Source organism: Nonomuraea sp. NPDC050394 (genome assembly GCF_044459065.1).
In the GTDB taxonomy this organism is placed as follows: Bacteria; Actinomycetota; Actinomycetes; order Streptosporangiales; family Streptosporangiaceae; genus Nonomuraea.
This window is the reverse complement of record NZ_JBITIO010000009.1, coordinates 166009-177684: the sequence shown is the minus strand read 5'-3', so window position 1 is coordinate 177684 and position 11676 is coordinate 166009. Positions and strand designations below refer to the sequence as shown.

Below are 11676 nucleotides of genomic sequence, written 5' to 3'. Positions count from 1 at the left end.
GCGTGAGGTGGAGCAGAAGCGTGATGACGAATGACAACAAGGTTGCGGACGGCTGGCTGCTCAGTGCGGCCTCGCTCGCGGCCGACGCCGCCGAGCGTGCCGGAGTGACGATCGACCTGGCCTCCTCCCAGGCCGACTGCGAGGCCGCGAGCCGGCTCTTCGATCGCGTCTGGAACCAGCGGGAGAACAGCCTGCTCATCCCCGGCGCGCTGATCGCTCTCGCCCACAGCGGCAACTACGTCGCCGTGGCGCGGGCCGGTGACCGGGTGGTGGGCGCCGCGGCCGGCTTCTTCGGGCCGCCGTGGGCGCGTACCTTGCACAGTCACCTCGCCGGTGTCCTGCCCGAGCTGCGGGGGCGTGGGGCGGGGAACGCCCTGAAGCTGCACCAGCGCCACTGGGCGCTGAGCGTGGGAGCCACGAACATCACGTGGACCTTCGACCCCCTCGTGGCCCGCAACGCCTACCTGAACGTGCATCGCCTGGGCGCGCGCATCGACCGCTACTTCGAGAACTTCTACGGCGACATGGGCGACACGCTCAACGGTCACGACGACTCGGACCGGGCGCTGGCGAACTGGAACCTGCTGCGTCCGTACCCGCACCCCGCGGCCGGCATGGGCAAGGAGCCGCACTACCTGCTCCGCCTGGACGGCGACCGCCCGCTGCTGGACAGCCCCGGCTCGGGAGCCGAGCTGCTGGCGCTGCAGATCCCGGCGGACATCGAGACCCTGCGGCACACGAACCCGGGCGCCGCCAGCGCGTGGCGGGCCGGCCTGCGCAAGGCGATGACGTGGGCGCTCTCCGACGGCTGGGCGGTCGTGGACGTCCGCCGGGACGGCTGCTACCTGCTGGAGCGTCCGTTGGCGGGCTCCGGCGGATAGAGATGTAGCTGGAGCTGCAGCGTGAACCTCGCCGCCGGGTCGTCCAGCGAGAACTCCCCGATCTCGGACATCCGCTTGAGCCGGTACCGGAAGGTGTTCTGGTGGACGTGGGTCGCCGCGGAGGCGGCCATCACGTCGCCATGGGCGTCCAGCCAGGCGCGCAACGTCTCCACCATGAACGTCGAGTCCCGGGTCTCGTCGTAGGCGAGCAGCCGCGCGTAGGCGCCGAACGGCCCGCGTCTCGAGCTCGCGGCGAGGTCGCGCAGCTCCATCATGAGCGCCTCCACCTCGATGTCGCACGCGCGGGCCACCCGGTCGGCCCAGGGCGCCGACGACGGCTCGGGCGGACGCCGTCCCAGCACCCGCAGCGCACGGTCCGCGTCCGCCCGTGACAGCTCCAGTTCGGCGGCCTCGTGCACGACTCTGCCGATGCCCACGACGGCGCCCTCGGCGCCGCGTCCGATGAAGCTCCGGCAGGTGAGTTCGAGGCTGACCTCGGTGTCCTCGCGCCGGGACGGCACGAGCGCGTAGACGGTGTCGTCCAGGAGCGCCACGGCCGTGTCGGCCCAGGTCCCGGCCAGGTGGACCTGGAACGAGACCGCCAGCCGCTGCAGCTTGGTGACGTGTGCGGCGGCCGCGGTGTACGCGCCGTCGGCCGGTTCGTTCAGCGTCAGCGCGACGACGATCAGCGAATGCCCGGCCAGGCGCAGCCGGTCCAGTGCGGAACGGGCCTCGGGGCCGCCGGTGAGAGCGGTGGCCACGAGGTCGGTCCGCAGCCGCCTGGCCCCGTCGGCGCCGGCCCGCAGCTGGAGCATGTGCAGGGCCACGAGCCGGGAGGCGTCGAGCAGCAGGTCGTCCTTCTCGGTGGTGAGCGGCTTGTCGACGACGCCCCAGATCGAGCCGAGGATCTCGTCACCGGCGCGGACGGCGACCGCGACCCGGCCCCGGGTGACGCGGCCGTCGGGGAGGTCGAGGGGCGGCAGGAACACCGGGCGCACGGACTCGCGGATCGCGCGCAGCGCCCCGCGCTCCTCGTCGAAGACCCAGTAGGGCTCGGGTGTCCGGCGTCCCAGGATCACCTCGACTCGGATCGGGTCGGTCTCCCCCTGGTGGTCGGAGTAGGCCAGCACGACGGAGTTGCGGTCCTCGATGGTGACGTGGGCGCCGATGAGATCGCTGATGGCGCCCGCCATACCGAAGAGATCGCCGACCTCGCGCCCGCCCAGATCGCGGACCTTCGGGTGCTGGGGCGACTGCAGGGCCGTCCCGAGCACCGCGATCACCTGCTGCCAGGACACGCCCGCCGGCAGGCCGAGCACGACCATGCCCTCGTCGGGAAGCAGGTCGTCGACGGCGAGCCCGCGCTCGCGCGGCTGCCGGATGAGCACCGCGGCGGCGGCGTGCAGGCAGGCCAGCCGGACCAGCGAGCGGACGTCGTCCTGCGCCGTGACGCCGACGCCGAGCACGATCGCCCCCACGGGGATCGGCGGCGGGTCGTCCGCGTCGTGGACGACGACGCCGCCGACGGGCGCCAGGTAGCGGGGCGTGCCCGCGAGCGTCGCCAGCAGCATCGGTCCCAGGTGCTGCAGGACCCTGCCCAGGGTCGGTCCGCGGCCGGCGGGCTCACCGTGGGAGGAGCGTCCGTCCTCGGTGGGGTTCGGTGTGTTTCCCACTGTTCACCTGCCTGTCGTTCCCGTGGTGGTCCGCCCATGGTAAGCACGTCCACCAGCGCGGATCTCGGTGGAAACGACGAGAGCGGCCCGCCGGATTCGTGCGCCCGGCCGACAGGCCGGTCAGTGAGGGCATCCGTCGGCGCCGTATCGCGCGCGCATCAAGGCGGCGGCCTCGGCGTGGTGCGAGGGGTTCGCCGCCTCCAGGCCGGCGATGGTGCCCAGGCGGTCGCCCGGCGAACGGTTCTGACCGATCTTCAGTTTCACCTCCAGCCGATCGATCGGCATCACGAACGCCTGCAGCTCTCCTAGGAGTTCCTCGGTGCGGTGCCGCGCCCAGCCGTCGGGCCGCCACCTGTCCAGGCCGTCGGTACGCGCCCCTTCGTGCGCCGCGACCAGCGCCATCAGGTGTTGCCTGACCAGCTTCGGGTCATCGAGCGGCCGGGCGGTTCCCGCCGCCTCGACCGCGCCGAAGTTGTAGGTCGGCAGGCCCGGCTGGTCGTACCACGCCGGGCTCACGTACGCGACGGGCCCGGTAAAGGCGACGCGTAGTTCGGTGCCGTGGCGGAGCGCGTCGGCCACGGGGTCCGCGGCCGACACGTGCCCGACCAGAGTCCCGTGCCGGCCCTGGTCCCGGCGGAGCTCCACCGGCACGAACGACAGCCGGACGTCCGGGTCGAGCGCGATGACGACCGCGAACGGCCAGCGTTCCATCAGGTCGTGGGCCTGCCCGGTGTCGGCCTTGAAGTCGGGGTTCACGTACACGGCGCGCTGGTCCTGGTACGGGCCGCCGGGATGACCAGCGGCGTTCCGGTCTCGGGGTCGTCGATGATGGAGCAGGGAAGCTGGTAGACCTTCTCGATCAGCTCCGGGGTGACGATGTCCTTGGGCGACCCGCTGGCCACCACCGACCCGTCGCGCATGGCGATCAGGTGGGTGGCGTACCGCGCGGCGAGGTTGAGCTCGTGCAGCACCACCACGATCGTGCGCTCCCCGCTCTCCTGCAGTTCGGCGCAGAGGTCGAGCACCTCGACCTGGTGGGTGATGTCGAGGTAGGTCGTCGGCTCGTCGAGCAGCAGCAGCGGAGTCTCCTGAGCGAGGGCCATGGCCAGCCACACGCGCTGGCGCTGCCCGCCGGAGAGCTCGTCGACGTAGCGGGTCGCGAGATCGCCGGTGTTCGTCCGTTCGAGCGCGTTGGTCACGGCCACGTCGTCGTCGGCCGACCACTGGCGCAGGAACTTCTGGTGCGGGAAGCGGCCGCGGGCCACGAGGTCGGCCACGGTGATGCCGTCGGGGGCGATCGAGGTCTGCGGGAGGAGCCCGAGCCGGCGCGCGACCTCCTTCGACGGGTACTTCGATATGTCCTCCCCGTCGAGTACGACGCTGCCGCTCTCCGGTGGCAGGAGCCGCGCGAGCGCGCGCAACAGGGTGGACTTCCCGCAGGCGTTCGGGCCGACGATCATCGTGAGCGAACCGTCGGGGATGTCGATCGACAGGTTCTCGGCGACGACCCGCTCGCCGTACCTCAGAGACAGGTTGTGGGCGCGCAGGCGATTGCCGTGGAGCGCGTCGGGCGCGGGCGGGTTCTCTATCTTCATGGGCACTCCAGGTCAGAGTCGGGAGGCACGGCTCTGCTGGTACAGCAGCCAGGCCAGGTACGTACCGCCGATACAAAGGGTCGGGATGCCGACCGGCATCTGGGAGTCCGGCCAGACGCGCTGGGCGGCGAGATCGCTCACGATCAGGATCAGGGCCCCCATCAGGGCCGCGGGCACGATGGACACCGAGCCGCCGGTCAGGCGGCGCATGATCTGCGGTGCGGCCAGCGCGACGAACGCGATCGGCCCAGCGGTCGCGACGGCGCCCGCGCACAGCACCGTTCCGATCAGCAGCAACCGCAGGCGGGTCGGCTTGACGCGGACGCCGAGCCCCTGCGCGAGATCGTCGCCCATCTCCAGGAGGCGCATCTGGTTCCCGATCGCGAGCACCGGGACGATCATCAGGCAGACGGTCAGCCCGATGATCTGGACCTGCTGCCAGTCGGCCCCGTTGAGGCTGCCCACCAGCCAGGTGTACGCGCTCTCTGCGTCCTGCAGCCGGGCACGCAGCAGCAGGTAGGAGATGAGGCTGTCGAGCAGCGCGGTGGCGGCGATGCCGACCAGGATCAGGCGGAACCCCTGGATGCCGCGGCGATGGGCGAGCCCGTAGACGGTGGCCGCGGTGGCGAAGCCGCCGATGAGGGCGCCGGCCATGCCGGAGCCTTCCTGGCCGCCGAAGACGAGCACCGTGGCCACGGCGCCCGCGGAGGCGCCCATGGTGAAACCCATGATCTCGGGGCTGCCCAGGGGGTTGCGGGTCACCGACTGGAAGATCGCGCCGCTGGCTCCCAGGGCGAGTCCGACCAGCCCTGCGGTGAGCAGCCGGGGAAGCCGGAGGTCGAAGATCACGAACTCCTGGGCGGCGCCCCGGTTGCCGGTCAGCGTCGCCAGTACCTCGCCCGGGGACATCGGGTAGTCGCCGACGCCCAGCTGCACCAGGGCGAAGCCGAGGGCGGCCAGCACGACCGCGGCACTCGCGAGCACGGCGCGCGGACTCCACAGGACCGACCATCCGCGCCAGGACAACCGCGCGGCCGTGTGCCGGGCCGCCTGCTCGCGGCGGGCCGTCTTCATGGCGCTCACAGTCCGGCCATCCGGCGCCGGCGGATCAGGTAGACGAACACGGGTGCGCCGACGATGGCGGTGACCAGTGCCGTGGGCAGCTCGCCCGGCCGGGCGATCAGGCGCCCTGCCAGGTCGGCGGCCACCATGAGGATCGGCCCGGCGAGCAGGCAGTAGGGCAGCAGCCAGCGATGGTCGGGGCCGGTGAAGGTGCGGACCATGTGCGGCACGACCAGGCCGACGAACGAGATCGGCCCGGCCGCCGCCGTGGCGGCGCCGCACAGCAGCGTCGTGGCGACGACTCCCAGCAGGCGGGTACGCCCCACGTTGGCCCCCAGCCCCTTCGCCGCGTCCTCACCGAGGGCCAGCGCGTTGAGTGAGGAGACCAGGAACAGCGTCAGCACGATGCCGACGATGATGAACGGCGCCACCTGGATCACCACCGGGGCCGTGCGGCCGGACAACGTTCCGACGCTCCAGGCCCGGAACCCGTTGAACACCGTCGAGGACAGCAGGACGATCGCGGAGATCACTCCCGTGAGCGCCGCGGTGATGGCCGCGCCGGCGAGGGCGAGCCGGGCCGGGCTGGCTCCCGCCGTGCCCGCGGAGCCGAGGGTGTAGACCGCGACCGTCGCGACGCTGGCTCCGATGAGGGCGAACCAGACGTAGCCGGTGAGCGAGGCGACCCCGAGGTGGGCCATCGCGATCACCACGCCCAGGGCGGCGCCGGCGTTGACGCCGAGCAGGCCGGGCTCGGCCAGTGGATTGCGGCTCAGCGCCTGCATCAGCGCGCCGGCTACCGCCAGGGCGGCGCCGACCAGGACCGCGAGGATCGTCCGTGGCAACCGTACGCCGCGCACGATGACGTCGGCGTCGGTGCCGCCCACGGTCAGTGACTGCCAGACGTCGGCGAACGGGACGTTCTCGGCGCCCAGGGCCAGGCTCGCCGCCATGAGAAGGAGCAGGATCGCGGCCGCGACCCCGAGTCCGAGCGTCAGCCGCCGCTGACCGGCCCGCGCCACGGCGGGTGCCGGGAGCGTCTGGGTGCTCAACGGACCCGCTCCAGTTCGCACCAGTGGGTGAGGCAGTTGCCCACCCGGTCCCCGCTCTCGCCGTGCTTGACCGCCCTGGCGGACCCCACCAGGCGGTCGTCGCCGACGTCGAGGGCGAGTTCGAGCCATGGGCTGGCCCGCAGGGCGTCGGGGGTGGGAAGTTGCGTCTCGGCCGCGAGCATCACGTCGTAGGATTCGTCCTCCTCGACGCGGGCCGGCGTCCGGCCCTCGCCCGCCACCTCGATCCAGGCCGTCCCGTCGCCGGACATCCCCATCAGCAGAGGTATCGGGCCGGTGGGTGTCTCCACCTGGCCGGCCCACTCGCCGATCGGCAGGGGCGAGGCCGCCCTCGGGGCGTCTTCCGGTCCGATGCGGCTCACCAGGCCTTCGAGGAGGATCTCGCACGCCGTACGGGCCTGGGCGAAGGATCCGGTGCGGTTGACGACCGCGGCGGCGCTCACCCCCAGTTCCGGGAGTACGGCCAGCGACGCGCCCACCCCGCACATGTCTCCGGCGTGGGCCAGCACCTCGACGCCGCCGGAGTAGCGGACGTTCCATCCCAGGCCGTAGCGCTCCGTGGACGGCTGCGGCTCCCCCAGTCCCGGCGTGCGCACCGCCGCGGCGGAACCCGGCGCCAGCACCGCCGACCCGTAGGTGTGGGTCAGCCCGAACCTGGCCAGGTCGGCCGCCGACAACCAGGCCATGCTCGCGGCCGGGTGGCTGGTGGTGATCGTCGGGTAGGGAACATGCCGCTCGGCCGTGTACGGCACCGCCGCGTCCGCCCCTCCGGCACCGGGACCGTAGGCGCCGGAACTCAGCCCGAGCGGCCCGAACAGATACCGCTCCAGCAGTTCGCCCAGCGGATGGCCGGTAGCCGCGACCAGCCACGGCTCCAGCACGCCGTATCCCAGGTTGGCGTACTCGAAGCGGGTGCCCGGCTCGTGGATCAGGACGCCGTACCGGTCGACGGCCCGCTCGATGCCCAGGGGCTCTTCGTCGTAGGCGAAGTCCCAGTACCGCCCGAACCCGGCGGTGTGGTTCAGCGCCTGGCGTGCGGTCGGCCGGCCGCCGCGGCCCGGCCGCTGCCGGTCGAGCCAGGGCAGCCGGTCGGCCAGCGGCTCGTCGAGATCGATGAGCCCGCGCTCGGCGAGCATGACGCACAGGGTCGCGACGACGGGCTTGGTGACCGAGGCCAGCAGGTACGGCGTGCCGCCGGTGGCCGGCCGCCCCCGGAGGTCGGCCATCCCGAAGCCGCGGGCCTCCACCCGGTCACCCTGGGCGATCGCGAGCGAGACCGACGGCAGCCGGTGCCGGGCCATCAGGTCCTCGATCCGGTCGGCGACCTGGTCGAGGCTCGGTATGAGCGTGCTGTCGGTCATCGTTCGTAGCTCCAGGTGTCCACGGTGAACTTGCGTAGAAGGTCCGGATCGGGCGTGGCGCCGATGCCGGGTTCGGAGGGGACCAGTACGTGCCCGTCCGCCTCAAGCGTGACGGGGGCGGTGAGGTCGGTCGCGTAGAAGCGGTCCGAGGCCGAGGTGTCGCCGGGGAGGGTGAACCCCGGGAGCGCGGCGAGGGCGATGTTGGCCCGCCTGCCGAGGCCGCTCTCCAGCATGCCGCCGCACCACACGGCCACCCCGTGGGCCTGGGCCAGGTCGTGGATCCGCTTGGCCTCCAGGTAGCCGCCGACGCGTCCCGGCTTGACGTTGATGATGCTCGCGGCGCCCATCGAGATCGCCGCCGCGGCCGAGCGGGCCGAGACCACGGACTCGTCCAGGCACAGCGGCGTCGTCAGCATCTCGGCCAGCCGCGCGTGCTGATAGAGGTCGTCGTGGTGCAGGGGCTGCTCGATGAGCAGCAGCCCGAACTCGTCGAGCCGGCGCAGGAGCGGGGCGTCGGCCAGGTCGTAGGCCGCGTTGGCGTCGACCTGCAGAGGCAGGTCGTCGCCGAACTTCTTCCTGACCGCCCGGACCGGCTCCACGTCCCAGCCGGGCTGGATCTTGAGCTTGATCCGCCGGTACCCCTCGTCGACGAACCCGCCCACGACGTCCAGCAGCGCCGCCACCGACGGCTGGATGCCGACCGAGACACCGGCGGGAATCCTCGTCCTGGTGGCGCCGAAGTACTGGGCGAGCGGCACCCCGCGCCGACGGAGCACGAGGTCGAGGACCGCCAGCTCCAGTGCCGCCTTCGCCATGGGATGGCCGACCACGCCGCGCAGCGCCGGCGCCACCTCCTCCGCGGTGCGGACCTGCGCCGCGAGCAGGCGGGGCAGCAGGAACGAACGCATGACGTCCACGGCGCCGCGGCTGTGCTCGCTGGAGTAGGTCGGCTCCCGCTCCGCCACGCACTCGCCCCAGCCCTCGGCCCCTCCTCCCGCGATCCGGACCAGGACGAGCTCGCGCTCGGTGCTGACGCCGTTCGACGTCTGGAACGGCGCGCGGAGCGGCAGCCGCACGGTGCGTATCTCGATGGCTTCGATCATGCGTTCCTCCTGTGTTCTCTGGTCCGGCCGTCAGGAGGAGAAGTTCTCGACCTTGGTGCCCGTGTTCCCGTCGATGGCCGCCTTGATCTGCGGGATGACGTGCTCGATGGCGTACGGCAGGCTCAGCACCGTGCCCCAGTCCATCGACCAGAACGCGGAGTCGACCTTCATCCCGGTCGACCAGAGGGAACGCCCCTCCTTGGTGGACTTCAGCCGGGAGACGACCGGGTTCTTCTTCAGCGCCTCCACCTGGCCTCCGTCGGTCGTCCACAGCACGAGGTCGGCCCCTCCGATCAGGGAGAGCTTCTCGGAGGAGATGTCCGCGCTGTAGGCGGTGCCCACCAGGGCGTCCAGTTCGGGCAGGCTCTTGAAGCCGAGGTTGGTGAAGAACTTGGAGCGGGGGGTGGCGGGACCGATCACCTTGAACGTGTCCCCCCAGCACTCGGCGATCGCCACGGTCAGGCCGGCGAAGCCCGGGTTGGCCGCGACGGCGGCCTTCATCTGGCCCGTGATGCCGTCCACCAGCGTCTTGCCCTTGTCCTCCCTGCCCAGGGCGGTCGCGAGCATCTGGGTCTGCTGCTCCAGCGGGGCGTTCCAGTCGGTGAACCCCTTCGGCTGCGCCACCACCGGGCAGATCGAGCTGAGCTTGTCGTACTCCTTCTTCGTCATGCCGCCCATCACCCCGGTGATCAGGTCCGGCTTCAGCGCGAGGATCTTCTCGATGGAGTACTCCTCGAAGTCGAGGAAGTCCGGGTTCTTGGGGAAGGCGTCCTTGTTCCACGGGTGCAGCGGCGAGTACCAGTCGCCGCTGAACACCCCGACGGCCACGGGCGGCACGCCGAGCGCGACGAGGACGTCGATGTCGGTCTGGCCCAGAGCGACGATCCGCTTCGGGTCCTTGGGAACCGTGGTCTTGCCGTACGCGTGCTCGATCACCTTGTCGGCGCTGCCGGTGGCTGCGGCCGGCGCCGGCTTGCCGTCCTCCTTCGCGCAGCCCGGCACCGCGAGGGCCATGCCCAGCGCTCCGAGCCCGGTCAAGAAGCCACGCCGTCCGAAACTCTTCTGTGAGGTGGCGCGCGAAGCGCTGCCTGCCGTAGGCCTGATCATGCCGGACCACTCCTCCACGTTCTGGAACCCGGTCTGGGGTGCGGCATACCTTAGGTCGGCACATCGCCGCACTTCGTCAGTGATCCCGACGAACTCTGCGCCGCCGATCCGTGCGTACGGCAGACGCCGTTGACGGCCTCCTCGCGCCCGTCGAGCCGGTCGGGCGGGAGGTTCGCCCGTTTCGCCGAAGGTCACCAGCTCCGGTGGACCAGTTCACCGGCGACCACCGTGGCCTCGACGGGCATGGCGGCCAGGTCCTCGGCGTCGAGGGCGCGCGGGTCCGCCGCGAGGACGACGATGTCGGCGGGCACGCCGGGGGCCAGGCGGTCGTGGCGGGTCGAGGCGCGCAGGGCCTGCTCGACGGAGATCCGCTGCTCCGCGTGCCACGGCTGCTGACCGCGGCCGGCCCGGGACACGGCCGACGCCATCGAGACCCACGGATCCAGCGGCGCCACCGGCGCGTCCGACCCGAACAGGACCCGGGCGCCGGCCGACAGGAGTGACGCCAGCGGGAAGGCCCGCTCGGTACGCCCCTGCCAGTGCCGGTCGGCCACGTCCCGGTCGTCGATGACATGGCGCGGCTGGACACTCGCCGCCACCCCGAGCCGGGCGAAACGATCCAGATCCCGGGTGCTCAGGAGCTGCGCGTGCTCGATCGTCCCGCGGGCGCCGGTCGTCTCGAACGTGTCGAGGGCGAGCGTGTTGGCACGATCGCCGATCGCGTGGACGGCGGACGCGATGCCGGCCGCGTGTGCCCGGCCGACCAGGTCACGCAGCTCGCCGGCCTCCACCGCCTGCAGGCCGAAGGCGTCCTCCCCGTCGAGACCGGGAAACGCGTCGTGGCACCACGCGGTACGCGTGTTCAGCGAACCGTCCACCACGATCTTGAACGACCCCATCTCGACCAGGCCCCGGGTGCCGGGCAGCACGTCACCGGTGGCCAGCCCGCGCCGGATCGCGTCGTCGAGGTGGTCGGTGTACACCCCGCACGCCACCCGCATCGTCACCCCCGATCGGGCCCGGCGCTCCCAGCTGTCCAGGTTCGGCCGGCGCTCGAACTCGACGATCCCCACGGTTCCGCGTGCGTGCGCCCGGCGGACCGACTCGGCCACGAGCGCGTCAAGATGCTCGACGGGAAGGTCGTTGAGCCTGGCCACGAGCTCGTAGCAGTCCTGCTCACGAACCAGACCGTCCGAGCGGAGTGACGGCGCCCACCGGCGCAGCGCCTCGGTGTTGAGCCAGGCGCAGTGGATGTCGTGGCTGATCAGGACGACCGGAACGGGCCCGCTGCGGGCGTCGAGCAGTTCCGCGGTGGGCAGGTCGGGCCAGGTCCCGTCCTGGAAACCGGTGCCGACCAGCGTGGCGCCCGGATCCAGCGGCCGCTCGGCCAGCCGGGTGCGCACGAGCGCCGCGCACTCGGCCGCCGACCGGGCCGACGAGACGTCCAGGCGGCTCTCGCGCAGGGCCCACATGTCGAAGTGCACATGATGGTCCCACAGGCCGGGCATCACCACCCGGCCGTCCAGGTCGACGGCCGCGCCGTTGTTCCGAACGGTCCCGGTGGGGTGGATGGCGTGGACCAGGTCGTCCTGCAGCACGATGTCCATCAGCTGCCCGTCACCGTCGGGGAACGGACCCGCGAGACGGGCGCGGGTGAGAGTGAGCGTGCGGGATGTCGCGGTGGGCTTCGAAATCATGTGCACACTGTCCAGGGCCCGCCTGACGGGGACACCGGGCCATCGCACGGATTTGGCCGCGGCGCATCGTCGCGGCCAACGAAAAGCCGGCGTCGCCCCCGCCACCTGCCCCGGCGTCCGTCATCCG

The 11676-nt window shown here is 72.0% G+C and carries 10 protein-coding genes; 1 reads left to right on the top strand and 9 read right to left on the bottom strand.

Translation table 11 applies throughout. The features are described 5' to 3' along the window. The first annotated feature begins 23 nt into the window (after positions 1–23). Positions 24–881 (top strand): GNAT family N-acetyltransferase, encoded by an 858-nt coding sequence (locus ACIBKY_RS32135; RefSeq protein WP_397102954.1) that lies wholly within the window; start codon positions 24–26, stop codon positions 879–881. On the opposite strand, the gene ACIBKY_RS32130 is transcribed toward ACIBKY_RS32135, so the two are convergent. The 9 genes from ACIBKY_RS32130 to ACIBKY_RS32090 all read right to left on the bottom strand — a co-directional run bounded on the left by ACIBKY_RS32130 (position 842) and on the right by ACIBKY_RS32090 (position 11549). Further along, the gene (locus ACIBKY_RS32130) at positions 842–2554 is read right to left on the bottom strand and encodes a PucR family transcriptional regulator (protein WP_397102463.1); all 1713 of its coding nucleotides are present in this window, start codon (positions 2552–2554) and stop codon (positions 842–844) included. The genes ACIBKY_RS32135 and ACIBKY_RS32130 overlap by 40 nt on opposite strands. Before the next feature lie 120 nt (positions 2555–2674). Beyond that, the gene (locus ACIBKY_RS32125) at positions 2675–3316 is read right to left on the bottom strand and encodes an FMN-binding negative transcriptional regulator (protein ID WP_397102461.1); all 642 of its coding nucleotides are present in this window, start codon (positions 3314–3316) and stop codon (positions 2675–2677) included. Next, positions 3307–4149: an ABC transporter ATP-binding protein gene (locus ACIBKY_RS32120; protein ID WP_397102459.1), complete on the bottom strand. Its 843-nt coding sequence runs from the start codon at positions 4147–4149 to the stop codon at positions 3307–3309. Before ACIBKY_RS32120 ends, ACIBKY_RS32125 begins: the two co-directional genes overlap by 10 nt. 12 nt (positions 4150–4161) lie before the next feature. Continuing rightward, positions 4162–5223, bottom strand: coding sequence for a FecCD family ABC transporter permease (locus ACIBKY_RS32115; RefSeq protein ID WP_397102457.1), 1062 nt, complete (start codon positions 5221–5223; stop codon positions 4162–4164). A gap of 5 nt (positions 5224–5228) precedes the next feature. Then, on the bottom strand, positions 5229–6263 hold the full coding sequence (locus ACIBKY_RS32110; protein ID WP_397102455.1) for a FecCD family ABC transporter permease: 1035 nt from the start codon (positions 6261–6263) through the stop codon (positions 5229–5231). Next, complete coding sequence (locus ACIBKY_RS32105) at positions 6260–7642, bottom strand: serine hydrolase domain-containing protein (protein ID WP_397102453.1); 1383 nt, start codon at positions 7640–7642, stop codon at positions 6260–6262. The genes ACIBKY_RS32110 and ACIBKY_RS32105 overlap by 4 nt, the downstream gene beginning before the upstream one ends. Next, complete coding sequence (menC, locus tag ACIBKY_RS32100) at positions 7639–8745, bottom strand: o-succinylbenzoate synthase (protein WP_397102451.1); 1107 nt, start codon at positions 8743–8745, stop codon at positions 7639–7641. Before menC ends, ACIBKY_RS32105 begins: the two co-directional genes overlap by 4 nt. A gap of 30 nt (positions 8746–8775) precedes the next feature. Continuing rightward, a complete protein-coding gene (locus ACIBKY_RS32095) occupies positions 8776–9783 on the bottom strand; it encodes an ABC transporter substrate-binding protein (protein ID WP_397102449.1) in 1008 nt (335 codons plus the stop codon). 260 nt (positions 9784–10043) lie between these two features. Further along, positions 10044–11549 (bottom strand): amidohydrolase family protein, encoded by a 1506-nt coding sequence (locus tag ACIBKY_RS32090; RefSeq protein WP_397102447.1) that lies wholly within the window; start codon positions 11547–11549, stop codon positions 10044–10046. Positions 11550–11676: the final 127 nt, after the last annotated feature.

Bases quoted from the DNA above. Each gene is read 5' to 3' on its own strand.
- ACIBKY_RS32135 (WP_397102954.1), top strand. From the start codon at position 24: ATGACGAATGACAACAAGGTTGCGGACGGCTGGCTGCTCAGTGCGGCC.
- ACIBKY_RS32120 (WP_397102459.1), bottom strand. From the start codon at position 4,149: ATGAAGATAGAGAACCCGCCCGCGCCCGACGCGCTCCACGGCAATCGC.
- ACIBKY_RS32115 (WP_397102457.1), bottom strand. From the start codon at position 5,223: ATGAAGACGGCCCGCCGCGAGCAGGCGGCCCGGCACACGGCCGCGCGG.
- ACIBKY_RS32105 (WP_397102453.1), bottom strand. From the start codon at position 7,642: ATGACCGACAGCACGCTCATACCGAGCCTCGACCAGGTCGCCGACCGG.
- menC (WP_397102451.1), bottom strand. From the start codon at position 8,745: ATGATCGAAGCCATCGAGATACGCACCGTGCGGCTGCCGCTCCGCGCG.
- ACIBKY_RS32090 (WP_397102447.1), bottom strand. From the start codon at position 11,549: ATGATTTCGAAGCCCACCGCGACATCCCGCACGCTCACTCTCACCCGC.